Below are 22,278 nucleotides of genomic sequence, written 5' to 3' on the forward strand. Positions count from 1 at the left end.
TCTCGCGCCTACATGTCTCGACCCAACGCCAGTAGTCCACCATGTCCAGTCGGGCAGTCTCAGACGGCTGCATCCTCAGCACCAACAACAGCGCCTCGTCCCAGGACTGCAGCAAGGTCTCTTCCGTTGGCCATTTCCCGGAACACCTCGGTGGCTGACTTAGAGTCAGCGATATCGAATTCACCGAGGTCCTCCAGCGTGATGCCCAGCATCTTCGAAACAAGCATGTCTTCCAAACCGGCTTCGTCTTTGACGACGGCCTGCGCGGCGCTGATGTCCTTGCGTTTGAGACGCTTGATAGGCAGCTTCGAGATCGTCTCGCCGCTGGCACTTTGGAAAGGAAATTTGAGGGTAAAGCTGATTGCTTCGGCCATCTTTGTTGCTCCAGGTTGTCGGTCTGATCGACTGCTATGAACGAGCCCTGAGCATCGCACCTGGTCGTGGCGCTGACTTTTAATCGAGTTTAAAGAGAAGCCCCGCACGATGGCGGGGCTTCGGGTTGCCGTCCTGGCGACTCCAATCCGTTGGAGTAGTCCTGGTCATGCATCAACATTTACCTGGCTAAATCACGCCTGCCCGATGTTCTGCCGGTACTTGGCCAACTGATCTTCGCCACCCACACGGAAGATGTTGGCCAGGTAATCCAACAGAACCACCTCCCGACCATCGAGTACTTGTCGGACGTACGTCGCCGAAAATGGCGTCTCGTACTTGGTCGGGTCTCGCGGCTTGTGACTGCCCAGCTGAAACTCCTTGCCGGTGATGGTCATCATCGTGACCAGCGCGATCTCGTCGATCAGGCCGCCGTTGTTGAAAACCTGGACGTTGGAACGGCACTGCAACTGGACGCTCTTGAATGGCGTGACCAGTTTGACTGCGGCGTCGTAGTACATGCTGTTCCAGGTGATCTTGCCTTCCAGCTTGTCGATCCCGTCAGGCAGCTCGATCAGACCAACCATGCCCAGCCCCTGAAAGTCGCTGGTCACAGTCTTGATCGAGCCCAGATCGATCTCTTCGGCGCGGCCGAAGAAACTTGCGCCATCAAGATAGATGGCTGCGTTCGAAACGCGGTGTGCGCTAAAACCTGCCATTTATGCGGCTCCCAGGTTGACCAGGTATTCCCCGGTAATTTCAGTTTCAAAGGTTCCGCGCTCAAATGGCAGCGGCACCGTCAGCTTGTAGTTGAACAGGGCATGGCCCAGTTCCAGCTCGGTCTGTGGGTTGCGTGCAGGGTCATACCAGCACTCGCCACCGATCAGTGCGCCGTCGCCGATCAGCTTGCGCATGAACAGGTTGACGCTTTCCGTGATGCTGGTGATCAGCGAGCTGGTGATCGGCTGGTCAACGAACTGCAGCGAGCTGTAGCGAATCGACTCGTCTATCACGTCCTTGGTGCGCCGCACGTTTTCGAAGTTACGCATGTGCGTCACGGTCGGCCAGGCAGCAGTGCGGTTGCCCCACAGACGCAGGCCGGTGCCGAACGAGTTGAACACCGTGGTGATGCCGTTTTCATTGAGCAGGTTGACCTCGCTGCTCGCGTCGTCCACGCGTGCGGTCAAAGGTCGCTCCAGACCGATTACGCCCACCAGCTCCTGGTTGGAGCTGCTCCACCAGTAGCCTTTGTCGTTGTCGATTTTGGCCCGCAAGCCAGCGGCGCGGATTGACAGCGGCTGCAGGCGCTCGCCGTCAGTGACGGCGTCATACACTTTCACGTGCGGATAACACAGGCGGACACGGTCGCTGCTGGAGTTGAAGTTGATGGCACCTGCCGGGCCTCGCCCAGCGATCACCTGCTGCACCGTGGTGCCGATAGGAGCGTCAATGTAAGTGACCGCACCGACCTGGCCAGCGGCAGCGATCAAGTCAACGCTCACCGAATTCAAAGTGCTGAAGCCTGGCGCAATGAAAATCTTCGCGAAAAAGCCCATCAGGTTGTAGCTGTCCTGGAACGCCTTCAGGCCGGTGCGACGGCCGGCGATAGTGACAGCCCCGATGATATCGGCAGGCGTGACCTTGCTCGGGTCGGCGTGGGTGTAGCTGGCTTTTACCTGGGCATTGGCAGGAATGGCTCCTGTCGCCAGACGCTTCACCCGGCCGGTGAGCAGGGTCACCGTGTAGTCAACGTCGAGCACATACGTGGTTACCGCATCCGCGGACTTCAGTTGCAGCAGTTGCAACGCACCGTGCTCCAGCTGCAGCAGGTCGTTATCCCCGAACTGTTTCACCTGGTCGACCACACTGGTGCGGTGAACCGCCGGATCGAGCACGTTGATCACCAGCACCGTACCGGCGCCGAAGTCATAGATGCCCTCCAGCGCTTCAGGAATGCTGAAGCCAGTCAGGTGTGAACCGAACTGAGCCGCGTCCTTATCGTTCAAGGACAGGGTCAGTTCATTGACCGGACCGATGGGCGCCGTGCCGATCAGGGCGATCACCGCCGACTTGACCACCCGAATGGCCCGAGGGCCGCGCTCGACCTCGGTGGTTTCAATGCCGTGCAAATAGTTAGCTGACATCGAGCGTCACTCCTGTTCAGTTGTCTTGGATGCGACTGTTTTCTTGCCAGCAGATTTCTCTGCAGACGGCAGCAGCACCAGGTGCTTGAGTTCCAACAACACCTGGGTGTACTCGTGATCGGCCGGCAGCTCGACGACCTTTCCAGGGAGCAGTTGCACTTCAAGCAATTCGCGGGTATCGCCTACCCGCAGGGAAGCCGCGCTTGGCGGCCCGGTGTAGGTGTAGCGGGTAAGGTTCATAGTGGTTCTTCATATTGAAGGTTGGGTGGGAGCGCCGGCCCTGCTGGGTACGGGGCCTGTACTTGAGTGGCACGCACGGAGAAGTCCTGACCGTACTGCCAAAGCCCGGTAATCTGTCCGATGAACTGCTCGGCAACGGGGCGACACGCCTGATCGCAATGCGGCGCAAACCAGCCCGTCAGGCAAGTGCGTATCTGGTCAAGGAAACTGATCACACCGTCCTTGCCATTGAGCTGGCGAAACACCAGGGTCAATCGGATAACGACGTTGCGTGCCTGGAACATCGCGTCGCCAGCTTCAGATCCGCCGAAGGTCGATTTGCCGTAAGCCAGCAAGATCGCCCCACGTGGGTGGTTGAGGCGGTAACCCGCTGGGTTCTCGGGGAACAGCTCGACCATCAACGACTGCCCGAACTGTTCCTGCAGTCGGACACGCATCGCATCGAGTAGCTGCTCTGTTTGGGTTTTGGGCTGGGCTGTGCTCATTAATAGCGCTCCCATAGATCGCCACCAAACTGCTGACGACGGGCGCGAGTCCGAATCTCGCCCGGTTCTGGTGTTGCTTGACCGCTGGGCATGCCCAAGGTGACTACACCATCGCGGATACTTTCCAGGAGCTTGATGGTGTCTTTACGATTGTCCTTCACTGCATCGGGCAAGGCGCCCTCGGGGCGGCGCTGATACAGCCAGTGCCGCGCCAGGTACACCACGGCATCGCGCAAGACAGTTGGAACCGGATCGAGTGGCAAGTCGTAGCGACCACGAAGATAGCCATCGACCAGCTCTTCAGCCTGCCGGACGCTGTCCTCGATGACGCCCTCATTCGGCGCCATCGCAGCAGGATCATCGTTGGAGAGCTGAATCAGCGTCATCTCAGGGATGGCGTTGCCGACGTCGGCGCGAGTGCAGTAGCGCATGGTCGACCTCAGATGCCCCGAACGATGCGGATAATGTCACCGGCCGCAGTAGCGGCATCCATGGCAATGCCGTTGGAGGCTCCAGCTGCGAGTTTCACCGCACGGCCAGAGGCGTCCGATTCCACCTGGTCACCAGCAGCCAATGCGGCGCCGCTGGTAATCAGGCAGATGCCCAGGACATTAATCGGTGCCACGCTGTCCGCCTCAGTGTCGGCCGCGACCGTTCCAAGCGACTTGGCCCCCGCCGCGCACAATGCCCCTGCAAAGCTTGCAAAGCGGAAGCGAGGCAGATCGACCACAGCGACGAGCGACGTAGTAAGAACAGGTTGTTGAGTCTTCATTTTTCGCTCCGAGACGGTTCGATAATTCGGCGATGCAACAACTGATTCGCCTCCTTATTGCTCAAGAAAATTTCGTCGCCCTCGTGATACCAGGCGTCGTTATGCAGCACGGACGACACGTCGGTCACCAGGTAGCCAGCCAGTTCCGGCGTGCCCGTGACATCACCAAGAGCAGCTGCATCAGCAGCCGGCGCGCTTGGTGAGGGGATTGCCGGAGCCGCTGGTACAGCCGGATCGCTAGGCTGTTCGCCCGTTGCTGCTGGGCCTGTCTGCGCAGGTGCTGCAGTAGCTGGTGCACCTGCAGTGGATTGGTTGACATCACCCTGAGCCGCACCAGCGGCCTTTTCCGAAGTGCTGTCCTGACCTTGCTCTGTCTTCTTAGCAGCCATGGAAACCTCAGCCGTTGATGTCGGAGATCAGGTAGCCGGCGTCCGACCCCACGACCACAGGCTTATAGATGTCGGTGTTGCGCACGTAGCGAACCTTGCCGCCAGCCGTGTCGAAGGTATCGATTTCAGGCATACCCTTACGACGCAGCGTGTAACCGAAGCTCGGCTCTTCGTAATCCGCTTGTGAACCACCCGCTGGCTTGGCGACATAGGCCAGGGTGAGGTTGTCGCCCCAGATATCGGAGGTGTTGGAGGCACCAGAAAGGGCTTCGCCAATCAGGATGTTCTCGATACCGAACAACGCCTTGAGGTGCTCGACGGTAATCAGCTTGCGCTCATCGGCACCGAGGGCAGCCCACAGCTTGGGGTGAAACTTCAACGACTGGTATACCGAGGCACCCATGGTCATGGTGTTGGGGCGAATGCCAATACGGCTACGGATCACTTCCTTGCCGTTTTCCACCACACCGATGGGGTCACCGCCGCCGTTGCTCCATTGGCTGGAGCCGGCCAGAGTGACTTTGGCGCCTACCGCAAAGGTGCTCGGATTCTGTGCGAGCTTGGCGCAGGTCACCTCACGGCGCAGATCGATGACATTGACCACGCGCTTAGACGCCCGAGATTCAGCGTCGAACATGGACTCGTTCTGCTCGCGGTAATCGACGGGATAGGCGATGTCATGTTCGCGCAGCACTACATCCAGACCGTCGACATCATCTGGCGTCATGATGTTGGACTGGGCACGGATGGCCCGCTCGGTATCGTAAAGCTCGAAAGCCTCTTTACCGAACAGCGGGATGACGCCAGCTTCCTTGTCCATCAGTGCGATGGGAAACAACCCCTCGCCGATGTACTGGGCATTGCGATAGCCCCGCGCCAGATTGGTGAGGACCGGGTCAACGATCCGCAGTTTGCTCAAACGGTCAGCCATGATGACTCCTAGTTACTTGATGAGCTGGCGAACAGCCGACTCGTAGGGAATGTTTTTGTCCGCTGCCAAAGCACTTGCTCGGTTATGCAAGCTCAGGCGATCCGGGTCGGTGTTCTTCTCGGCGAACTCCAGATCAACGCTGACATTGCTGTCGCCTTGACGGACTTTGCTCGCTTGCTCGGCAAAGTCGATCTGTGCGGGCAGGTCGTCGAAGATCGCCTTGAGGCCCTCGATCACCGGCTTGCGCTCTTTGCCTTCGCCGAACTCCAGCGGTTCATCGCCGGCTTCGGCGAAGTCCAGGGCAGCAATTAGCGCGGCAGTGTGTTTAGGCAACAGCTTGCCCGCACCGACCAGTTCTTCAGCGAACGCCAGATTCTTGGTATGGCGTTGATCGGTCTGATCCTTTCGCTGCTGAGCCAGGTGTGTATCCAGCGCGGTTTGGAGTCGCTTGTTTTCCGCCGTCAGGGCGGCCTGTTCCGTTGGGGTCACGGTCTTTTCCTCGGGGATGGTTTTGCGGGGTTGGGTGGGTTCGGCGAATGAGGGGCGGGCATCTTCGCGGAGTGCCTCTGCGGCCAGGTTGTCCACGTCCCAACCTGGTACGACCTGGTCAGCCGCTTCCTGGCCGAACTGACCAATGAGCCATTCACGTAAGCGACGGAAGACGCCGGCCGTGATGCTGTCGCCGAAGTCGCCAAACTCGATGACGCCTTCCTCATCTTCTGCCAGCTCGATAGGCCGCAGACCTTTCACCGAGGGAGGTTGCGCACCGAGGAAGCCGACATGGCGCAGGTAATACACACCCGGTACGGGATTGTTCGCGGCGTCGGGGTGATAGAACGAAGCGGAGATTTTCTTGTAGCTGCCGTTTGCCACCTGTTCCGCGAACGCCACATCGACCTGTTGCGTTTCGGCCATCAGACCCTGTGCGGCTGCCGACAGGGTTTTGACCCAGCCAGCGGCCGGCGCGTCGTGTTTTGGGTGGCCAATGACCAGAGGGGCTTCGTGCAGCGCCGGGTCATAGGCACGCACTGTCGCGGCCAGATCAGACTCGCCGAAAGTGATACTGACGCCGTTCATGGCGACGTGCGTACCAGGCTTGAAAATGTGGAGTGGCTTCATGGGCTGTGCGCTTCGGTTGAAGGTGATACGCACAGCCTGGGCCAATGGAAGGCCTAGGACTTTTAATCGAGTTTAAAGAGTGTTGCGCAGGGCTTGTTGCGGTCGAGGTGTAACGAGCACCCGCGTGGTGTGGTTGGAGTAAGGCGGCAAGGCTTTATAAAGCTTTTACAACGATCTTGACCCGTAAGGTTCGATGAACCACAGCCACATACGCGCTCAGGCGCTTCTAAGGGGCTTACAGGCGAGCGGCTTTTTCCAGGTGATGCATGGCCAGTTCCAGGATGGCGTCTTCAGTCTCGGGCTGCAGCTCGCCCTCGGCGTTCATCGGCAAGTATGGGCGACCTGGAATGTCGCCCCACAGATGTGGAAAGTCCGATTTGTCACCACCGAACTGCATCATCGCAGCGTAGGGTTTGTTGCTACCGACCAGGGCTGAGCTATCGGTCGCGTGAGTGGTGATTGAGGCAGCCAGACCAGCCGCACTGACCTGCAGCATCTGGCCAGGCCAGTTACCGTTTTTTTCACGGCGGGTGGTGGTGACATCGGACAGATCGGCCCAATCGGGGCGACCTTCGTTTTCGAAGTTCTCTTCAGTCTGGCTGCCCAGCTCAGCAGCAATACCGCGCATCAGTGGCGCGAGATCACCCACGGCCCACTCAACCTTACGCAGGGCGGTCTGCAAACGTTGATGGTCCAATTCGACGGTGAACATTTGAAACCTCCTAAGCGGCCGCCTGTTTGCGTTTGAGCATGTCGGCAAGGCCAGTACCTGGTGCATGGTTGAAGCCAGGATCAGTGCGGAATGTTACGGCTTTGCCTGCCGCGTCGGTTGTACGGAGCCCAGTGACCGTCGCGGTTCTGATCTCTCCGGTACGCTTGTCGGTGCCGGTTTCCACGGTCTCGGTGAACATACGCCCCTCGCTCGACACGACCTTCAAACCCCGGCGTTTCACTGCGGCTTCGCTCAAGGCGACCACACGGCAGCGACAGTTGAATCCGTTGGGCGGGAAGATCGCCGACCAGATGGGGTCATCATGACGGAACACCTGCCCGTGCAGCGCCCGGTGACTCGGCCGAGTCTTGCCATCCAGGATGGCGATGTACATCCAGTACGGATGGGTATCGGTGGTTTCCTCCATGCTGGCCTTGCGACCGGCCATGTAGGCGCTCTGCAGGTTGGTTTGGTAGATCGTCTTGAGGCGGCGCGGACTGCCCAACTGGACCAGTTCACCGACGCCTTCACTGTCGACAATGACCTGTTGCCCCCACCAGCCCTGGGACTCCAGGGTGGGCTGCAAAGCGGTGATGAATTGCTTGAGGGTTTGGCCATCCTGTAGCGCGGTTTCCAGAGCGCCGCGAATGTCCGACAGCAGGTCAAGGCGCATGGCCTTGGCCACGGTGAAAGATTGGTCATGCGCCTGGTCGAGCATTTCCTGCCAGTTCCAGGTGATCGCATAGCCTTTGGATTTCAAGTAGGCCATGGCGTTTTCCGGCTCAAGGCCGAAGATGGCTTTGAGGTCAGCCGGGCTCGGGGCTTTCGTGGTGGTCGCCATCAGTCTTCCCGATCCGCGCTGGCATTCAAGCGGCCCCAGACGTTGGCCACGAACAACAGACGCGTGAGATTTTCCTGAAGCGCCTGGTCATCCATCTGCGGGAAGGCTTCGGCCAACAGGCCGAGGGCTTCGGTATCGGTGCGTGCGCGCAACAGCGCCTCGATCACTGGGGCAATGATCTGCTCGCTCTGATCCTGGAGCAGTTCGGCGGGCAGACTGTTGATGACCTGGTCGAGCGCCACCTGGTCGAGGATGGGTTTCAGAGTCGACTCGGCAAACTCCGAGGACGCTGGTGGCAGAGTCTCATCCAAGTCGCCTTCCTTGAGGTTGTAGGTGCGCATCCAGTACTGCGACGTGAACTTCACGCCCGATTCGGCCAGCGATTTGTCGCGGTCGGCCTGAGTCTTGTCGATCTCTTCCTGTTCCCACAGCTCGTACACTGGGGCCGCGACGTTTTCGCCAAAGTTCAGATCGACGATCCGACGAATGATCGCGTTCATGGTCGCGGCAACAATGCCCTTGTCACCATCACGGATCTCGCGGACGACTTCCAAACCTGCCGTCGCGCTCGCCTTGTTGCTGCTGGCCTCGGTGGTTTGGTTCTGTCCCAGCAGGCCGACGTTGATCTCACTGCGGCAGTAGACCAGCAGTTCGCGGTAGACCTCGGCGCTACCGGCCTTGCCAGCGGCCTCAACAATCTCGACGCTGGAGTCATTTGGGATCGCGGCTACAGCGTCCTGGACCATCGCCTCCAGGCTGTCGAGCAGCAGATCGGTTTCACCTGAAGTGGCACCGCGTGGGTGCTTGCCAATCACCCAGGGCGAACCGTACTTCTCGGTGAACTGGACCCAGAACTTCAGCCCGCCCTTCATGAAGATCACTGGCCAGAAGCACATCGACAGATCAGCGAAGCCATACGGGTTGTTATAGGTCGCGTCCTGGCGGGCCACGACAAAGCGTTGCGGATTGCACAGCTCACCGGTCAACCCCGCATCGCGGGCACGAAAGCGCAGGTTGTTGTCCTGGTCATACAGGAACCACTCAGCAGGCTTGCCCAGCAGATCCTCAGGAACAAGGTTCAGCCCAACTGGACGCCACATCAGTTCGATGGGCTGAAACCCAAATAACGGCGCATCCAGCATCTCGCGAATGATTCGATCAAGATCAAGGTCGGTCAGCCAATCACGAATAAAACGCTCAACCCGAACAGGCGAATCGCCGCGCTTCAAATCCCGCTCCAGGGCGAGCACCGACGACTTGCGGCGACGGATGTTGCCACCGACCAGAGCAGAGCTGCGCAGGTCACGATAGACCGTGATGTCCTTGCCCTGGGCTTTGAGGATTGGGTCGGGGTTCGGGAGGTACATACCCAGCGCCTGTGCATCGAAGCTACGGGCTCGGCTGGCAATATGGTCGGTTAACCCCTTGTCGCGCTTCGGCTCGGCGAAGCTGACGAACTCGGTGGGGGTAACCCACACACCTTTACTTTTCATGCGTACCCCTGAGTCATGCGGGCGCCCTGACGTGGGCGGCGGGATTTAACGGAGACCGGACCTGACACCATCTCCAGGGTCGCGAAGTTAGCCAACATACCGGCCCCCGCGAAGTCTCCGTGGCGATGCAATTCAGGATCTTTGAGATCTTGTGAGCGGGCCTTCATGACCATTGGAATGCCGTCCACCGTTTCGATGGAGCGCACGTCCTGTTGCAGCGAGTCGTCCCTGGGCAGAGTGATCGTGCCGTCTTCAAAGAGTTGAATGAACTTCGGCATCCAGGCGCCGTACCAGGCTCGGCTGAGTTTGACCTGCTGAATGCGATCACGACCAAACTCATCTGCAGTGTCTTCGGCCAAGGTCTCGCCGTTGCCGGTGGCGTCCAACGCAGCACCAACAAAACGTGGCAGACGGCGCAGGATGTAGAACAGGATCTGCTGCTGTTGACGGGTCGGCACCTTGTGCATCTCCACCACGAAGGGCACATCACGGTGCCGCGCCTGGTCGACAGACATGGGACAGATGATCGAGAAGTCCCGGTGGCGGGCGTAGTCCATGCCCAGGTAGTGCCGCAGCTCGGGCGTCAGCTGCAGCAACAGCGGCGCGAGGTAACGCTCGATCCAGTCATCGACATACGCTTCACGGCGGGCAAGTGACTGCAGGGTAAAATCATCGTCCAGTGCCAGACGTAGCACTGTCCGATCTGGGCGCATGGCGTCCTCAATCCATACACCTGGAATGCACACGCCGTTGCCGTCACGGGGGACCGCATCCAGCTCCTCGCGCATTTGCGCCTTGCGTGGGCCATAGGCGTTACGGATTTTCTTGTACCAGGCTTCCTTGTCTTCGGCGGTTGCAACCTTGCCGCTCATGAAGCACACACGCTCGAACAATCCATTGGCCACGGCGTCGTCAAAGGTGGCGCGATAGACCTGGGCACTGTCGCCGTAGCGCTGGTCCCGGATGTCGTTGACCATCTGGTTGAAGGGGTTACCCTTGCCATTGTGGGTGCTGATGATGACGATACGTCCGCCCCAGATCAGCAAGGCAGTTGCGGCATCGAGTACAGCCGACACGTCTCGGTGAAACGCGGCCTCATCGATAATGACCTTACCCTGCAAGCCACGCACGCCGGCCGGGTTACTGGACAACGCGACGATCTTGAAGCCCGATGCGTAGCGGATACGGTAGGCATTGATCTGCCGGGTGTTGCCCGCTTCGTCCTGGTCGTCGAAGAGAAACTCCTCGATCTCGCTGACACCCGAAGCCTGCGCCTCAGCCATCACCCGGCTGAACTTGGCGCAGTAGCCAATGAACTCCAGACCTTTTTCCTTGGTATCGCCGATGTAGAAACAGTCCATGCCGCCTGCGACTTTTTGCGAGGCGGCGGTAATGACCGAATCCAATGCCTCTGCGAAGGTTATGCCGGTACGGCGGCCTTTCTCACAGAGTTTAATCTGCGCGTCGATGCTCAACCATTGCGACTGGTGGGCCATCAGAATTCCTTCGTCGAGCGGGTTGTAGCCCTCAGGAATTTCCCGGACGCTCGGCGGTAGCTCGTCCCACTCGACGACACGCAGCGTGCTGGATGACGGTTTCATTGCTTCACGCCCAGGAACTGCTTACGCCAGAACATGGCCTGTTCTTCCGTCATACCTTTGGCCTTGACGGCACTGTCCAGCTCCGCTGACTGCTCCCGAAGCAGCCGTTCACGGCCTGCTTGTTCGGCGGCCTGACGCTCTTTCATGCTCAACGTACGAGCCTGCATGGTGTTCTTGGCAGCACGCGCCAGCTCGGCCACTTCCTTGGTCGTGACATCATCCTTTTCGTGGGCACCCATGGCAGCCTGATATGCCAGGGTCGAGATGGCCTCAACGAGTAAGGCGCCAGTCTTGTCGGTGGCGTCCTCACCGAAAGCGCCAACAAAGGCTTCTGCCTGTTCACGATGCTGGCGGGCCTTCTCGGTCAGCAGATCAAAGCCCATTTTGAAACGACCGAGCGCGCTTCGACTGGGGGCTTTCTCGTTGGGGAAGCGCGCCTGGATATCGGCGAGCATGTCATCCAGCGTCATGCGATCTTCGCGCAGCAGCCTCTGGATGTACGCCTTGACCATCGGCGGCAGGCGATTAATGGATGACTTGCCCGCCATGGTTACGCCCCCGGCCGCTTGATGCCGTGGACGCGAGCGCGCCCTGCAGCAATGTCCTGGCCGCGCTCATTGAGCGTGGCCACCAGCACCGGACCAACCTCGGCAACAGTCAACGCGCCTTGCTCGGCCAGCCAATGCATTTCGGTTTTCACCTGGTCACGGCTGAGGGTGTGACCGTAACTATCCAGTGCCATGGTCAGAACTGAGCTGTTGGCGCGATAGGCCGTCATCTCGACCAGCAGGCGCAGGATCACCAGGCGAACGTCCTGGCGGATAAAGTCGGCGTATTGGCTCATGCTTTTTCTCGCAACAAGTAATCATTGATCCGATCCAGCGAACGGGCTAAAGGGCCAAGCGCATCCTTGACCCCCGACAGTTCGGCACGTACGGCTTTCATATCCCCCAGCAGATCGGTCACGGCCGTCTGGTCTGGAAGATGGCGAACGTGCTCTTCAATGGCGACGATGCGGGTGCGCAGTTCCAGCAATTCCTGGGCACTTGCGGCGTCGCGTTTGGTCATCCAGGTGTAGATGCCGAGTACCGTCAGGACCAGCCACTGCACTGTCTGGAAGCCGAAGTTGAGTTCGTTCAAGTTCATTCAAACCCCCGAGTGGCCAAGTGTTCCAAGGCGTCTATGCAATCAAAACAATGTTCGGTACCAGGCTCCGCCTGGCGACGATCTTCGGGAATGGCGTCACCGCATTCCTCGCAGCGGTAGGCCGAGCGACCCGAGCGCCTCTGCAAGCCGCTGCGTCGAACGCGAAGTACGGCCTCATCGATGTCGTCTTCTTCTGTAGCGTCTTCAGCTACATCCATAGGGCGTCAGTCCTTTTCGTTGAGATCAAGCAGGGCATTGAGTTGGGCCAGGTTGGATCGGGCCCACACGCCGTAGTCCTGGGCGTGGGCAAGAATGTCGGCGGCAGTGACGCCGCTTTCCAGTAGCTCGGCGTCAGTGCCGGCGGCGGGCCAGGTCGCTTTTTCAGAAGTGGTGGTAGCGGTGCCTGATCCTGAGGCGGGCACACCGAGGGCGGCGTTGTAGTCGCGCAACCAGCCAGCAGTGAATACGCAACGAGGGATAGGCACAGCAGCAGCGCCAGGCGCGGCAATGTATTGGGTCGTGACATGGGGAATGCGCTCCTGGAGCTGGCGTTTTTCTTCTGTGAAGCGGGCGACCGTGGCATACAGCAAGGCCTCGGTTTCGGTGGCACGGGTGACTTGCTGCAGCAACTGCACGCGGTTGGCGGTCTCGGTGGCGAGCGCCTGTTCCGCGTGAGTGGTTTTGAGTGACTGCAGCTCGGAGTCGCCCAAGGCCTGGGCATACCGAAAGCCGAAGCCATACGCGATTGAACCGACCGCCGAGGCACTGAGCACGCAGGCCAGGGCGACGGTTGTCAGCCCTGACGGCAACCGATCAAGCACGTCCATGTTGATGCCTCGCACGGTTACGGGATTTACGCGCACGACGCTTTGCTGCAGCGATGCCGGTTTTGCCATGGGTACTAGGAGGCATGACGCTGGATCTGATCCACGTGCCAGCGGCCGTACTCGGGATGGTCCAGCGCCAAGCCCCAATCAAGCCCGCCATCAGTGCGCCGAAGGTTCGACCAAATAGGTTCAATTTCATGGCTGAATCTCCTGATCAGGACCTTGTTTGATCAGGCGAGCGACGAACAGCAGCAAGCCCAAACCACTGTTAAACGCGGCGTAGGCCCTTGGCGAAAGCTGTGCCTGCCACAACGGCAGCAGCTCAAGTTGAGCGAAGCCAAACAAGGCGATCAGCACGCCGAGTTGGACGCTGTAGAGTTTGTAGCAGCACCGCCAATCGCAGATCAGTTTCATGCGGGAACTCCCGCACCGTGCTGCACGCCACGCTCGATGCCAGCTAGGGCCAGCCCGTCCGCGATCACCGATTCGCCGTACCACTGACCGCCTGGCAATGGACCCGAGCCGTTTTCGTGACGAATGATCGCCAGCACCAGGGCGCGCATGGCGTCGTATTGATACACGTCGACGCCTGCAAAGTCTGGGTCGAGCCCCATGGCGCGGGCGACTTGCAGGGTGTAGGCCTTAGTATCGTTTTCGGAGGCCGGGGCCCAGCGCTCAATGATTTCGCGCACGCTGTCGATCCGGCTGCCATCAGCGGCCAGACGCTTGTCCTGGTAGGTGATCAGTACACGAGCAATAGCCCGAATGCCCCAGCGCGGACCATTGAACTGGACGAAGTTGGTATCGGACTGCGCAGCAGCCATACCTTGCCAGCGCACACCTTTGGCATGACGAATGTTGCCGGGATTGAAGTTGCGGATACCGCGAGGGGTTTCGGGTCGCATGGGACGCCTCCTGTAATGGCGCCGCCAGTTTCGGACGCCAGAAATACACACGCCGCCATCATGGGCGGCGTGGTACAGGAGGGCTTTTAATCGAGTTTAAAGAGATCGCTGCTTATAAAAACTTCTCTACTTGCTCAATTAATCACTCCAGTTGCTCGGTAGAGTCCACGGCCACCAGCGACCGCATCCGAGTGCGTGCTTCCTTGAATACGATTCACCGCATACAAAGACAGCAGCTCGGCACAATCCTGTTTGGTTTTGGCGCCAAGAAGCACAGCATTGGCTCCTTCGATTACATCCGTAGCCTCAGCATAGTGACCTTCAGCGCGAATTTTCTTGGTGATGAACCATGCGATGTTGGCGAGCTTTTCCTCATTTTCGACACTGCATACGGTTAGGCCTCTTGTGAGTGCAGCTTGTGTGCGCGCCACCTCTGGAGAGCTACTTTTAACCGTTCTATCTAGGCTCAGTGTAGTGAGCTTTTCGGCAACGGTCTCCGCACTTGCTGCCATGGAGCAAAGTGAAGCCAGAATAAAAAATAAAACTTTCAAAGGTAATCTCCCTATTTAACAGTCCGAAGAGGACAAGCTGGCGTAGTACGCGTTTCATGCTTTCAACTAGAACAGAATCCCACCAATAAGCAGGCCCAGGCAAAATAACCCTGCAGCATTCTGCCGATTCTGCATCACAAACATTCGGAGCGTCACCGGTCTGATTTCAGGGGCTTGAGGTTCGGTTTGTATATTCGGCCTAAAGCTCATAACAAACTCTAGTGTCTTTTGGAGCTGAGGTTTTTGTAGGTTGTTGAGCTGAGTACGACCAAAGTTCAACTCACAAAAATTATTCAACTCGGTCCTGGCATCTTTTTCAGTCACTGCACGCAGGACTTTTCCGACCAGCCGACGCTTATCAGCTTCTTCCTGCAAGCGCTCCAGCCTTGTTTGCATCACATTGCGTGCATCAATGAACTGCTCTGCCGTGATTTCAGAGATGGAGGTCACTGCCAGCTGTGCATGGACCGTACGCCAGACATCACGGGGATCATCACCTAGCTCCTCGCACTTGACACGCAATACATGGAGCTCTTTACGTTGAGCAGACACCAAGCCCCGAGTTTCTGTCTTGTCGACGACATGGATGTTGACCCCATAGTTATTGATATCGCCCGCAGCCGCCTGGCCTACACCGCTATGAAAATCTTGGCTCATTGGCTACTCCTTAGCAGTGTCCCTTCCTACGTTGAAAACCACAGGTTTGTGATTCGTTATATCTCCCCCCACGGCTTGGCCAACTGGACCATTGAATGTCTGTTTAGACTTTTTTGGTTTGGGAGCTTCTTCCGCATTTAGAGCGGCTGTTACCGCCTTTTGAACCGCTTTTGGTGCAGTTCTGAATCTTTCCAGCATGGCTGCTTCATCGCCACTCAAGGCGCTTGCCCCACGCTCGCCAGTCACGACGTACATCACGTCCATGCCTAGTACTCCCTGCAACGCCATAAGGCTGTTGAGAGGAGCGTTTCCCTTTGCCATCCAGTTATAGATCGTGTTCCGAGCTACCCCGAGATTATTTGAAATGGCTGTCACACCACCGATCCGCTCGACCTCAGTCTCAAAGCGCTCTCTAAAATTACTCATTTAAATGAGCGTCTCCGCTTGTATTGCTCATTATTTTGAGCAATCATGATTACCACAAACTACTCATATCTTTGCATCACAGGAGCCACCACCATGGCCACCCATGCCAAAGCCCTAACGGCCGATCAGGTGAAAGAAAACTTTCGTCGCGCCGGCAAAACGATTACTCAATGGGCTATCGAAAACCACTACACCCGCAACGAGGTGTACCGCGTCCTCAATGGCCAAGCCAAAGCCCATTACGGCAAAGCTCATGATATTGCGGTGAAGCTTGGTCTTAAGCCTTCCGTTGCGATGGCAGCATGATGAAAGCCATACAGCTACGCACCGACTGCTTTGGTTTCAATCATGCAGTTCCAGCGATTGGCGAACGTCTCGCGCATGAGCCAATTGATCGCACAACCATTCAGCCGTCTTCACTGCTTCAAGTTCAAACGGCTGTCCAGGCCAGCGAGCAGTCCGCAGAGCCTGATCAATTTGACCAGCGGCAACGACTCCTCCTACTTCAAGAGCAGCAGCGAGACGCAACCAACCCTGCGCCAGGGCATTCACTTGCGCTTCAAGCCTATCAATACGGTCGGTCATAGCCATGTTCCTGTTAGCGAATGTACCCGAAAACATTGCGCCCGGAGTAATCCTTTTGCATAGGTGCAAACGTTCTGTTTGTTTGGAAGACGCTCTAGAGGGGGCTTTCCAATGAACCGCCGTCGCTGGAAGAACGCGCAACCAACCTCGCTGCGTAACGCAATGGAGTTGTGTAAGGACTTCGCAAAGGAGGCTCACAACAAAGGTGTCGAGCGTATCGCCGATGAGATGGGGGTGACCGATCACTGGTCGGTTTACAAGTGGCTGCAGACCGGACGCATGCCGGCCAATTTGATCCTTCCTTATGAGCAGGCTTGTGGCTGCGATTACGTCACTCGCTGGATCGCCGCTAGCTCGGGGCGACTGACCATTGCCATGCCAACTGGCCGCAAGTGCACAGCACAGGACACTCAAGCCCTACAGGAAATGCTGACCACCGCGACCGGAAAGCTGTTGGCCTTTTATGCCAACAACTGCGAAGCCGAGGAAACCCTGGCAGCCATTCAGGCAGCGATGGAAGGACTCGCCTGGCACCGAGGCAATGTCAGTCAAACCCAACAGCCACAACTTGAACTGGAGGGTCAGCAATGAGCCGCACCGTCTCAGCAGCAGCACGTGTATTGCGTGCACTCAAGGCCTTGAAAGGCCACACCGTGACAGGCCTCAGCAACACGGAACTGGCGCACCTCACTCAGGACAGCCCGAGCAATATCAGCCGCGCCATGCAGACCCTGGTTGAGGAGGGTCTGGTGGTGAAATTGGACAACGGCCGATTCGCTCACTCAGTTGGAATGCTGCAGATCGCCCAAGCACATGCCGAGCATATGGCCCGCCTGAGCAACCGCATGCAGGAAATTAACCAGCGCATTGCTGCTGGTTCGACGAATTAAGGAGAACACCATGGCGCGTACAAAACTGGATGTAACACCGACTATCGAACTGCCTGCATTGGACGGCGAAACGCTGACGGCTAATCAGAACCTGATGGCGACAATGCTTGCTTCCCATAGCGACGAGCGTGACCTGCTCAATCAACTGATGGGGCAAGCACAAATGTCCGACGCATTCGCGAAGTTTTCCGTCACGGTGACGGCTTCCAAGCTCGCCTATGTTAAGGAAAACAAGCTGTATCGGGCTCTTAAGGGAAAGAAAAGTCCACACGGTGACGGAATTTTGAGCGGTTCGTGGGAAGAGTTCTGCAATCAGCTTGGACGCTCAGTCGAACACACGGATAGAGATATCGCCAATCTCCGCGCATTTGGCGAAGAAGCCCTCGAGTCGATGTCCCGCATGGGTATCGGTTACCGCGAAATGCGCCAGTATCGCCGCCTGCCGGAAGACCACCAGGCAGCACTGATCGAGATCGCCAAGACCGGCGACAAGGATGCATTCATTGATCTCGCCGAAGAGATCATTGCCAAGCACGCCAAGGAAAAAGAGGCTCTGAACGGTCGCCTAGATGAGCTGAATGCGACCTACGATTCCCAGGGGAAACTCATGGCGACGAAATCCAGCGACCTTGACAAGGCCAAAATAGAGCTTGAAAAAGTGCGTGGCCACATTCAGACGCTCCCGCCTAGCGAGGTCACAGTAAAAATTCGCCAAGAAGCTGGAAAGCAAGCTTACGTCGCCGAAACGAACATCCTTGGCGGGTTACGCGAAGCCTTTACCGAGCTGTCGAAACACGCCGAGGAGACCGGCGAAGACCACCGCATCTTCAAGGCAGGATTGATTAAAAACCTTGAACTCACCCTTGCCGCCGTGCGCAGCGAATTCTATTTGACTGACGCGTTGGATAGCGAACCCGTCTGGTTTAACTCGGCTAAGGGCTAATTTATGACGCCGGTACAAACCCAGCTCTTGGCTCGTATTGCCCAACAGGCAGCCAATGCCCTGCATGGCCAGCGCACTGCCATCTACAAGGCCGGTGCGGTCGAGCTGGGCGTATCGATCCAGACCTTACAACGCAAGTTGAAGGACACCTACATGACCAAACCACGTAAGTGCCGAAGCGATGCGGGCTGCAGCGCGCTGCCTCTGCACGAGGCGCAATTAATCTCGGCGGTTCTTCTGGAATCGATCCGAGCCAACAATAAACAGTTGTCCACCGTGGAGCGTGCGGTTGAACGTCTGCGCAGCAACAACATGATTATAGCTGGCCGGCTGGATGAAAAAACCGGAGCGTTCAAGCCACTCTCAACGGGAGCAATTAGTCGAGCATTGCGGGCTTACAAGCTTCACCCGGAGCAACTGCTGCACGACGCACCATCGGTATCGCTGGCCAGTAAGCACCCCAACCATGTCTGGCAGGTCGATGCGTCTATCTCGACTCAGTATTACTTGGCAGATGACGGCGCACGAGTGATGAACCCTGCCGAGTTTTATGACGGCAAACCCACCAACCTCAAGAAGATCGAGCGTCAGCGTCTCTGGCGTTATGTGATCACCGACCACACCAGCGGTACGCTTTACCTGGAATACGTCCTGGGTGCCGAGTCTTCGGAAAACCTGTGCAACGTGCTGATCAATGCCATGCAGAAGCGGCATGAATCAGATCCGTTCCACGGCGTGCCCTGGATACTCATGACCGACCCAGGCGCGGCCATGACCAGCGGCATCTTCCGCAACCTGTGTCGCGCCATGTCCATCGAACTGATCATCAACCAGGTGGGTAACGCACGAGCCAAGGGTCAGGTCGAGCAAGCACATAACCTAGTAGAGCGGGAATTCGAAAGCGCCTTGAAATTCCAGGCGGCTAAAAGCCTGGAGCAAATCAACGACTGGGCTGGACAGTGGATGCGCTTTTACAACGCAACCGCGATTCACACTCGTACTAAGCGCACTCGCTACGGCGTTTGGCAGCTCATCAAAGCTGAGCAGCTTCGTCTGGCGCCGAGCGTTGAGGTCTGCCGTGAACTGGCAGTCAGCACCCCTGAAGAGCGTAAGGTCACGACCATGCTGCGGATCTCTTTCCGTGGTGCTCAGTTTGATGTGAGCAACGTGCCGGGCGTCATGGTCGGTCAGAAATTGCTGGTGACACGCAACTGCTGGCGAGACAAGGACGCGGCCTTGGCGCTGCTGATCGGTGATGACGGGCGTGAGCATTATCACGTTATCGAGCGCCTCGACGTGAATGAATTCGGGTTTCTCGAAGGCTCAGCGAAGATCGGCGAAACCTTCAAAAGCCACGCTCAGACACCGGCCCAGCTCTCTCGCAAGGTGTTGGAGCAACTGGCCACCGGCACAACCAACGAAGAGGACGCGAAGGCTGCACGCAAGGCCAAAACCCTGCCCTTCGGCGGCCTGATTGATCCACACAAACACGTCACCGACACCTTGCTGCCGGCCTACATGCCACGCCGTGGGACTTCGCTGGATGTGAATGTGCCCACGGTTGAGCAAACCCCGCTCACGCTTGTGGAGGCGGCGAAGCTTCTTCGTGCCCGATTGGGCTCTGTGTGGTCGGGCGAAACCTTTGCCTGGTTGCAGCAGCGGTTTACTGAAGGTGTTCCCCATGACCAGCTCGATGCCATTGAGGCTGAGTTGAACCGACCTGCAGAGGTGATGCGCCAGCCGCTCAGCTTGGTGCGGTCCGCAGCTGGAGGTGAGTGATGTTGAAGTTGAAGCAGGTGTTGCAGGGAGTGGGCCGACCTCAATCGGCCCTGGCGGAATCGCTGAAGCTGAGCGCGGCCGCCGTCGCCCAATTGATTAACCATGGTCAATGGCCGCGCAGCTTGGACAGTGCGGACTTGCAGGGACGCATCCGAGCGTTCCTGGTCGAGTCAGGGGCCAATGATGCCGACATCGCCAATGCTTTTGAAAAAGTGGACCTGCCGTGCGCCAACACGACAGATCCGGCCCTAAATGAAGAGCCGTCCGGGGAGGACGAACCCATGCTACTACCAAAACAAACATTGAAGGCAGCAACCCGAAAGGTGTTCAGCCTTTTTCGTGACCCCTTTGACGAGCTGCAGAGCGGCAAGGATATGTGGATCAGCCCTGATATCCGCTATGTCCGAGAGGCTATGTACCAGGTCGCCCGCCACGGCGGCTTCCTGGCAATCGAAGGCGAATCGGGAGCAGGCAAAAGTACGCTACGCCGTGACCTGGTGAACCGCCTGCTGGAAAACAATGACCCGGTACTCATCATCGAACCCTATGTGCTGGCGTCCGAAGACAACGATACCAAGGGCAAGTCGCTGAAAAGCACTCACATTGCCGAGTCGATGATGGCTGCCGTCGCGCCGTTGGAGAAAGCCAAGAGCAGCCCGGAGGCGCGCTTTGCCCAACTGCATCGTGTCCTGAAGGAGTCGCATGCGGCCGGCTTTCGCCACTGCCTGGTCATCGAAGAAGCGCATAGCCTGCCGATTCCGACCCTCAAGCACCTCAAGCGCATTCTGGAACTGGAGATCGGTTTCACCAAATTGGTCAGCATCATCATGATTGGCCAACCTGAGCTGGGCGTAAAACTGAGTGAACGCAACGCCGATGTGCGTGAAGTCGTGCAGCGCTGTGAGCGCGTGATACTGCCGCCAATCGAGGGCGGTCGTCTCGATGAGTTTTTGCGGTTCCGCTTTGAACGTGCAGGTAAAGACCTGCGCGAAGTCATGGACGATAGCGGCATTCAAGCTGTCGCCGCTCGACTGTCTCAGACAGGCCGACGTGGCGGACGCGATGAGTCGATCTCGCTTCTGTATCCGCTGGCCATCGGCAATCTGGTGATTGCTGCGATGAACCTTGCCGCTGAGTTGGGCGTGCCCGTGGTCAACGCCGACATCGTGAAGGGGGTGTGACATGCCGAATCTTTCGCTCGTACCGCCGAAGCCAAAACCAGCGCTGAGCCTCATGGCACCAGAGTTTCAGCCATTGTTGTCGACGTTCAACGACCTGACCCGCGATATCCGCGCAGCAGGCGTTGCTGTCCTGGAGCTGAACTTCCTCGAAAATCGCATTGTTGTCTCCGTCGACGATGTGGACTTGATCGCACGGAGGTTTGCTCACGAGATTCGCAGTCAAAGCAGTAAGACGCAGGACGGCATGACTCGCCACTCGGTGCAGATCCGTGGCATCCACGTGTCATGGTTTTCCCTGGTGAAGGAGCAGGATCAATGACCGCGCCGATTAACCAGTACCTGCGTTTACAAGGTCGGCAGTTCGCCCTTGATCTCGTTGAGTCGCTCGGTGAACAGCTTTACACACCGAAAGGAGCAGCCGACGCGATCACCAAGTTGACAGCCGCAACGCAAAACAAGCCCGAGAGTCATGCAGTCGGCATGCGAGACATCATCGAAGTACTTCAAAAAGCACTGTCTGGCCCGGTGCGCCAGGACTCAGCTAACAGTTGCGAGGGCTGCGCGATGGATCTGGCGACATGCGATTGCGTGGGCGCGACGCCCGCGCAAAGCGCGATGAGCCCATGCAGCAGCTGCGTCACCACTATTAAGGAAGAAAATCATGAGTAACGCCCCACAACCTTTAGTACCCGCAGGTTTTTGGCTGGACGCACAAGGCCGAATGGTGCCCGAGAGTCTGATCAAGCCAATCGACATCGAGCGTGATCGGTTGGTCCGTCACCTTGTGGATCGCGCCAGTGAACTCAACACCGAGCTGGTCGACTTCAAAGCAGTTGCGTTTGGTGACATCGAGGCCTTTATCGAACTGAGCGCCGAACAGTACGACATTAAACTCGGTGGTAAGAAAGGCAATGTCACTCTTTATAGCTTCGATGGCCGATTCAAAATCCAGCGTTCTGTGCAGGAGTCGATTGCTTTCGACGAACGTCTGCAGGCTGCACGTGCGCTGATCGACGAATGTCTGCGTGATTGGACCCAGGGGGCTCGGCCAGAGGTGGCCACTCTTGCCAATGACGCGTTCCGAACCGACTCCCAGGGCGAGATCCGTACCGCACGGGTACTTGCTTTGCGCCGCCTGGATATCAAGGACGAGCGTTGGCAGCGCGCCATGCAGGCAATCGGCGAAGCGTGCCAGGTGGTTGGCTCCAAGTCCTACATCCGCGTGTATGAGCGGATCGGTGACTCGGATCAGTACCGCGCCATTAGCCTCGATATCGCGGGGGTGTGAG

The 22,278-nt window shown here is 57.9% G+C and carries 34 protein-coding genes; 9 read left to right on the forward strand and 25 right to left on the reverse strand.

Features of this window, described 5'->3' with window-relative positions:
• Positions 1-59: 59 nt before the first annotated feature.
• The 24 genes from ACIQY3_RS03270 to ACIQY3_RS03385 form a co-directional block, all read right to left on the reverse strand.
• Positions 60-374 (reverse strand): phage tail assembly protein, encoded by a 315-nt coding sequence (locus tag ACIQY3_RS03270; protein ID WP_403017193.1) that lies wholly within the window; start codon positions 372-374, stop codon positions 60-62.
• Between the two features lie 192 nt (positions 375-566).
• Complete coding sequence (locus tag ACIQY3_RS03275; protein ID WP_403017195.1) at positions 567-1,091, reverse strand: phage major tail tube protein; 525 nt, start codon at positions 1,089-1,091, stop codon at positions 567-569.
• Entirely contained in the window at positions 1,092-2,516 is a 1,425-nt protein-coding gene (locus ACIQY3_RS03280) for a phage tail sheath subtilisin-like domain-containing protein (protein WP_403017197.1), read from the reverse strand.
• A gap of 6 nt (positions 2,517-2,522) precedes the next feature.
• Positions 2,523-2,756 (reverse strand): hypothetical protein, encoded by a 234-nt coding sequence (locus ACIQY3_RS03285; RefSeq protein WP_403017200.1) that lies wholly within the window; start codon positions 2,754-2,756, stop codon positions 2,523-2,525.
• Positions 2,753-3,241, reverse strand: a complete 489-nt coding sequence (locus tag ACIQY3_RS03290) for a Gp37 family protein (protein WP_403017203.1) — start codon at positions 3,239-3,241, stop codon at positions 2,753-2,755. The genes ACIQY3_RS03285 and ACIQY3_RS03290 overlap by 4 nt, the downstream gene beginning before the upstream one ends.
• Complete coding sequence (locus ACIQY3_RS03295) at positions 3,241-3,672, reverse strand: gp436 family protein (RefSeq protein WP_403017205.1); 432 nt, start codon at positions 3,670-3,672, stop codon at positions 3,241-3,243. Before ACIQY3_RS03295 ends, ACIQY3_RS03290 begins: the two co-directional genes overlap by 1 nt.
• Before the next feature lie 8 nt (positions 3,673-3,680).
• Positions 3,681-4,013 carry a capsid cement protein gene (locus ACIQY3_RS03300; RefSeq protein WP_403017207.1) on the reverse strand — a complete coding sequence of 111 codons (333 nt, stop codon included), beginning with the start codon at positions 4,011-4,013 and terminating at the stop codon, positions 3,681-3,683.
• Positions 4,010-4,402, reverse strand: a complete 393-nt coding sequence (locus ACIQY3_RS03305) for a hypothetical protein (RefSeq protein ID WP_403017209.1) — start codon at positions 4,400-4,402, stop codon at positions 4,010-4,012. Before ACIQY3_RS03305 ends, ACIQY3_RS03300 begins: the two co-directional genes overlap by 4 nt.
• Before the next feature lie 7 nt (positions 4,403-4,409).
• Positions 4,410-5,333 carry a hypothetical protein gene (locus tag ACIQY3_RS03310; protein ID WP_403017211.1) on the reverse strand — a complete coding sequence of 308 codons (924 nt, stop codon included), beginning with the start codon at positions 5,331-5,333 and terminating at the stop codon, positions 4,410-4,412.
• A 12-nt stretch (positions 5,334-5,345) separates the two neighbouring features.
• Positions 5,346-6,485, reverse strand: a complete 1,140-nt coding sequence (locus ACIQY3_RS03315; RefSeq protein ID WP_403017213.1) for a peptidase — start codon at positions 6,483-6,485, stop codon at positions 5,346-5,348.
• Between the two features lie 202 nt (positions 6,486-6,687).
• A complete protein-coding gene (locus ACIQY3_RS03320) occupies positions 6,688-7,164 on the reverse strand; it encodes a phage virion morphogenesis protein (protein WP_403017215.1) in 477 nt (158 codons plus the stop codon).
• A 10-nt stretch (positions 7,165-7,174) separates the two neighbouring features.
• Positions 7,175-8,005, reverse strand: coding sequence for a phage minor head protein (locus ACIQY3_RS03325; RefSeq protein WP_403017217.1), 831 nt, complete (start codon positions 8,003-8,005; stop codon positions 7,175-7,177).
• Positions 8,005-9,498: a DUF935 family protein gene (locus ACIQY3_RS03330; RefSeq protein ID WP_403017219.1), complete on the reverse strand. Its 1,494-nt coding sequence runs from the start codon at positions 9,496-9,498 to the stop codon at positions 8,005-8,007. The genes ACIQY3_RS03325 and ACIQY3_RS03330 overlap by 1 nt, the downstream gene beginning before the upstream one ends.
• On the reverse strand, positions 9,495-11,099 hold the full coding sequence (locus ACIQY3_RS03335) for a hypothetical protein (RefSeq protein WP_403017221.1): 1,605 nt from the start codon (positions 11,097-11,099) through the stop codon (positions 9,495-9,497). The genes ACIQY3_RS03330 and ACIQY3_RS03335 overlap by 4 nt, the downstream gene beginning before the upstream one ends.
• Positions 11,096-11,647 carry a phage protein Gp27 family protein gene (locus ACIQY3_RS03340; RefSeq protein WP_403017223.1) on the reverse strand — a complete coding sequence of 184 codons (552 nt, stop codon included), beginning with the start codon at positions 11,645-11,647 and terminating at the stop codon, positions 11,096-11,098. The genes ACIQY3_RS03335 and ACIQY3_RS03340 overlap by 4 nt, the downstream gene beginning before the upstream one ends.
• A 2-nt stretch (positions 11,648-11,649) precedes the next feature.
• Positions 11,650-11,943, reverse strand: coding sequence for an ArsR family transcriptional regulator (locus ACIQY3_RS03345; protein WP_403017225.1), 294 nt, complete (start codon positions 11,941-11,943; stop codon positions 11,650-11,652).
• Positions 11,940-12,245, reverse strand: coding sequence for a DUF2730 domain-containing protein (locus ACIQY3_RS03350; RefSeq protein ID WP_403017227.1), 306 nt, complete (start codon positions 12,243-12,245; stop codon positions 11,940-11,942). The genes ACIQY3_RS03345 and ACIQY3_RS03350 overlap by 4 nt, the downstream gene beginning before the upstream one ends.
• Positions 12,242-12,463 carry a TraR/DksA C4-type zinc finger protein gene (locus ACIQY3_RS03355; protein WP_403017229.1) on the reverse strand — a complete coding sequence of 74 codons (222 nt, stop codon included), beginning with the start codon at positions 12,461-12,463 and terminating at the stop codon, positions 12,242-12,244. The genes ACIQY3_RS03350 and ACIQY3_RS03355 overlap by 4 nt, the downstream gene beginning before the upstream one ends.
• Positions 12,464-12,469: 6 nt before the next feature.
• Positions 12,470-13,108, reverse strand: coding sequence for a lysis protein (locus ACIQY3_RS03360; protein WP_403017231.1), 639 nt, complete (start codon positions 13,106-13,108; stop codon positions 12,470-12,472).
• A gap of 159 nt (positions 13,109-13,267) precedes the next feature.
• Complete coding sequence (locus tag ACIQY3_RS03365; protein ID WP_403017234.1) at positions 13,268-13,486, reverse strand: hypothetical protein; 219 nt, start codon at positions 13,484-13,486, stop codon at positions 13,268-13,270.
• A complete protein-coding gene (locus ACIQY3_RS03370; protein WP_403017237.1) occupies positions 13,483-13,977 on the reverse strand; it encodes a structural protein in 495 nt (164 codons plus the stop codon). The genes ACIQY3_RS03365 and ACIQY3_RS03370 overlap by 4 nt, the downstream gene beginning before the upstream one ends.
• Positions 13,978-14,111: 134 nt before the next feature.
• Complete coding sequence (locus tag ACIQY3_RS03375) at positions 14,112-14,528, reverse strand: hypothetical protein (RefSeq protein ID WP_403017239.1); 417 nt, start codon at positions 14,526-14,528, stop codon at positions 14,112-14,114.
• Positions 14,529-14,594: 66 nt separating this feature from the next.
• On the reverse strand, positions 14,595-15,185 hold the full coding sequence (locus tag ACIQY3_RS03380) for a hypothetical protein (RefSeq protein WP_403017241.1): 591 nt from the start codon (positions 15,183-15,185) through the stop codon (positions 14,595-14,597).
• Positions 15,186-15,188: 3 nt separating this feature from the next.
• The gene (locus ACIQY3_RS03385; protein WP_403017244.1) at positions 15,189-15,611 is read right to left on the reverse strand and encodes a helix-turn-helix domain-containing protein; all 423 of its coding nucleotides are present in this window, start codon (positions 15,609-15,611) and stop codon (positions 15,189-15,191) included.
• A gap of 93 nt (positions 15,612-15,704) precedes the next feature.
• On the opposite strand from ACIQY3_RS03385, the gene ACIQY3_RS03390 reads away from it, so the two are divergent.
• On the forward strand, positions 15,705-15,917 hold the full coding sequence (locus ACIQY3_RS03390; protein ID WP_403017246.1) for a DNA-binding protein: 213 nt from the start codon (positions 15,705-15,707) through the stop codon (positions 15,915-15,917).
• A gap of 36 nt (positions 15,918-15,953) precedes the next feature.
• On the opposite strand, the gene ACIQY3_RS03395 is transcribed toward ACIQY3_RS03390, so the two are convergent.
• On the reverse strand, positions 15,954-16,196 hold the full coding sequence (locus tag ACIQY3_RS03395) for a hypothetical protein (RefSeq protein ID WP_403017248.1): 243 nt from the start codon (positions 16,194-16,196) through the stop codon (positions 15,954-15,956).
• A gap of 111 nt (positions 16,197-16,307) precedes the next feature.
• Between ACIQY3_RS03395 and ACIQY3_RS03400 the strand changes: the two genes are divergently transcribed.
• From ACIQY3_RS03400 to ACIQY3_RS03435, 8 genes are read left to right on the forward strand one after another with little or no spacing between them, the layout of a single operon-like run.
• Positions 16,308-16,787, forward strand: a complete 480-nt coding sequence (locus tag ACIQY3_RS03400; protein ID WP_403017250.1) for a hypothetical protein — start codon at positions 16,308-16,310, stop codon at positions 16,785-16,787.
• Entirely contained in the window at positions 16,784-17,086 is a 303-nt protein-coding gene (locus ACIQY3_RS03405; RefSeq protein ID WP_403017252.1) for a helix-turn-helix domain-containing protein, read from the forward strand. The genes ACIQY3_RS03400 and ACIQY3_RS03405 overlap by 4 nt, the downstream gene beginning before the upstream one ends.
• Positions 17,087-17,096: 10 nt before the next feature.
• Positions 17,097-18,029 (forward strand): hypothetical protein, encoded by a 933-nt coding sequence (locus ACIQY3_RS03410; RefSeq protein WP_403017254.1) that lies wholly within the window; start codon positions 17,097-17,099, stop codon positions 18,027-18,029.
• 3 nt (positions 18,030-18,032) lie between these two features.
• Complete coding sequence (locus tag ACIQY3_RS03415) at positions 18,033-19,808, forward strand: integrase (protein WP_403017256.1); 1,776 nt, start codon at positions 18,033-18,035, stop codon at positions 19,806-19,808.
• On the forward strand, positions 19,808-20,989 hold the full coding sequence (locus ACIQY3_RS03420) for an ExeA family protein (protein WP_403017258.1): 1,182 nt from the start codon (positions 19,808-19,810) through the stop codon (positions 20,987-20,989). The genes ACIQY3_RS03415 and ACIQY3_RS03420 overlap by 1 nt, the downstream gene beginning before the upstream one ends.
• A gap of 1 nt (position 20,990) precedes the next feature.
• Complete coding sequence (locus ACIQY3_RS03425) at positions 20,991-21,308, forward strand: hypothetical protein (protein ID WP_403017261.1); 318 nt, start codon at positions 20,991-20,993, stop codon at positions 21,306-21,308.
• A complete protein-coding gene (locus ACIQY3_RS03430) occupies positions 21,305-21,658 on the forward strand; it encodes a hypothetical protein (RefSeq protein ID WP_403017263.1) in 354 nt (117 codons plus the stop codon). Before ACIQY3_RS03425 ends, ACIQY3_RS03430 begins: the two co-directional genes overlap by 4 nt.
• Positions 21,651-22,277 (forward strand): DUF3164 family protein, encoded by a 627-nt coding sequence (locus ACIQY3_RS03435; RefSeq protein WP_403017265.1) that lies wholly within the window; start codon positions 21,651-21,653, stop codon positions 22,275-22,277. The genes ACIQY3_RS03430 and ACIQY3_RS03435 overlap by 8 nt, the downstream gene beginning before the upstream one ends.
• The last annotated feature ends 1 nt before the right edge of the window (position 22,278 follow it).

The sequence above is a fragment of the Pseudomonas sp. NPDC096950 genome, from assembly GCF_044762525.1.
Taxonomy (GTDB): domain Bacteria; phylum Pseudomonadota; class Gammaproteobacteria; order Pseudomonadales; family Pseudomonadaceae; genus Aquipseudomonas.

Bases quoted from the DNA above. Each gene is read 5' to 3' on its own strand.
- ACIQY3_RS03405 (WP_403017252.1), top strand. From the start codon at position 16,784: ATGAGCCGCACCGTCTCAGCAGCAGCACGTGTATTGCGTGCACTCAAG.
- ACIQY3_RS03380 (WP_403017241.1), bottom strand. From the start codon at position 15,185: ATGAGCCAAGATTTTCATAGCGGTGTAGGCCAGGCGGCTGCGGGCGAT.
- ACIQY3_RS03325 (WP_403017217.1), bottom strand. From the start codon at position 8,005: ATGGCGACCACCACGAAAGCCCCGAGCCCGGCTGACCTCAAAGCCATC.
- ACIQY3_RS03415 (WP_403017256.1), top strand. From the start codon at position 18,033: ATGACGCCGGTACAAACCCAGCTCTTGGCTCGTATTGCCCAACAGGCA.
- ACIQY3_RS03385 (WP_403017244.1), bottom strand. From the start codon at position 15,611: ATGAGTAATTTTAGAGAGCGCTTTGAGACTGAGGTCGAGCGGATCGGT.
- ACIQY3_RS03285 (WP_403017200.1), bottom strand. From the start codon at position 2,756: ATGAACCTTACCCGCTACACCTACACCGGGCCGCCAAGCGCGGCTTCC.
- ACIQY3_RS03410 (WP_403017254.1), top strand. From the start codon at position 17,097: ATGGCGCGTACAAAACTGGATGTAACACCGACTATCGAACTGCCTGCA.
- ACIQY3_RS03370 (WP_403017237.1), bottom strand. From the start codon at position 13,977: ATGCGACCCGAAACCCCTCGCGGTATCCGCAACTTCAATCCCGGCAAC.
- ACIQY3_RS03340 (WP_403017223.1), bottom strand. From the start codon at position 11,647: ATGGCGGGCAAGTCATCCATTAATCGCCTGCCGCCGATGGTCAAGGCG.
- ACIQY3_RS03350 (WP_403017227.1), bottom strand. From the start codon at position 12,245: ATGAACTTGAACGAACTCAACTTCGGCTTCCAGACAGTGCAGTGGCTG.
- ACIQY3_RS03425 (WP_403017261.1), top strand. From the start codon at position 20,991: ATGCCGAATCTTTCGCTCGTACCGCCGAAGCCAAAACCAGCGCTGAGC.
- ACIQY3_RS03305 (WP_403017209.1), bottom strand. From the start codon at position 4,402: ATGGCTGCTAAGAAGACAGAGCAAGGTCAGGACAGCACTTCGGAAAAG.
- ACIQY3_RS03395 (WP_403017248.1), bottom strand. From the start codon at position 16,196: ATGACCGACCGTATTGATAGGCTTGAAGCGCAAGTGAATGCCCTGGCG.
- ACIQY3_RS03300 (WP_403017207.1), bottom strand. From the start codon at position 4,013: ATGAAGACTCAACAACCTGTTCTTACTACGTCGCTCGTCGCTGTGGTC.
- ACIQY3_RS03420 (WP_403017258.1), top strand. From the start codon at position 19,808: ATGTTGAAGTTGAAGCAGGTGTTGCAGGGAGTGGGCCGACCTCAATCG.
- ACIQY3_RS03400 (WP_403017250.1), top strand. From the start codon at position 16,308: ATGAACCGCCGTCGCTGGAAGAACGCGCAACCAACCTCGCTGCGTAAC.
- ACIQY3_RS03290 (WP_403017203.1), bottom strand. From the start codon at position 3,241: ATGAGCACAGCCCAGCCCAAAACCCAAACAGAGCAGCTACTCGATGCG.
- ACIQY3_RS03435 (WP_403017265.1), top strand. From the start codon at position 21,651: ATGAGTAACGCCCCACAACCTTTAGTACCCGCAGGTTTTTGGCTGGAC.
- ACIQY3_RS03320 (WP_403017215.1), bottom strand. From the start codon at position 7,164: ATGTTCACCGTCGAATTGGACCATCAACGTTTGCAGACCGCCCTGCGT.
- ACIQY3_RS03275 (WP_403017195.1), bottom strand. From the start codon at position 1,091: ATGGCAGGTTTTAGCGCACACCGCGTTTCGAACGCAGCCATCTATCTT.
- ACIQY3_RS03295 (WP_403017205.1), bottom strand. From the start codon at position 3,672: ATGCGCTACTGCACTCGCGCCGACGTCGGCAACGCCATCCCTGAGATG.
- ACIQY3_RS03390 (WP_403017246.1), top strand. From the start codon at position 15,705: ATGGCCACCCATGCCAAAGCCCTAACGGCCGATCAGGTGAAAGAAAAC.
- ACIQY3_RS03430 (WP_403017263.1), top strand. From the start codon at position 21,305: ATGACCGCGCCGATTAACCAGTACCTGCGTTTACAAGGTCGGCAGTTC.
- ACIQY3_RS03270 (WP_403017193.1), bottom strand. From the start codon at position 374: ATGGCCGAAGCAATCAGCTTTACCCTCAAATTTCCTTTCCAAAGTGCC.
- ACIQY3_RS03310 (WP_403017211.1), bottom strand. From the start codon at position 5,333: ATGGCTGACCGTTTGAGCAAACTGCGGATCGTTGACCCGGTCCTCACC.
- ACIQY3_RS03280 (WP_403017197.1), bottom strand. From the start codon at position 2,516: ATGTCAGCTAACTATTTGCACGGCATTGAAACCACCGAGGTCGAGCGC.
- ACIQY3_RS03335 (WP_403017221.1), bottom strand. From the start codon at position 11,099: ATGAAACCGTCATCCAGCACGCTGCGTGTCGTCGAGTGGGACGAGCTA.
- ACIQY3_RS03345 (WP_403017225.1), bottom strand. From the start codon at position 11,943: ATGAGCCAATACGCCGACTTTATCCGCCAGGACGTTCGCCTGGTGATC.
- ACIQY3_RS03330 (WP_403017219.1), bottom strand. From the start codon at position 9,498: ATGAAAAGTAAAGGTGTGTGGGTTACCCCCACCGAGTTCGTCAGCTTC.
- ACIQY3_RS03365 (WP_403017234.1), bottom strand. From the start codon at position 13,486: ATGAAACTGATCTGCGATTGGCGGTGCTGCTACAAACTCTACAGCGTC.
- ACIQY3_RS03355 (WP_403017229.1), bottom strand. From the start codon at position 12,463: ATGGATGTAGCTGAAGACGCTACAGAAGAAGACGACATCGATGAGGCC.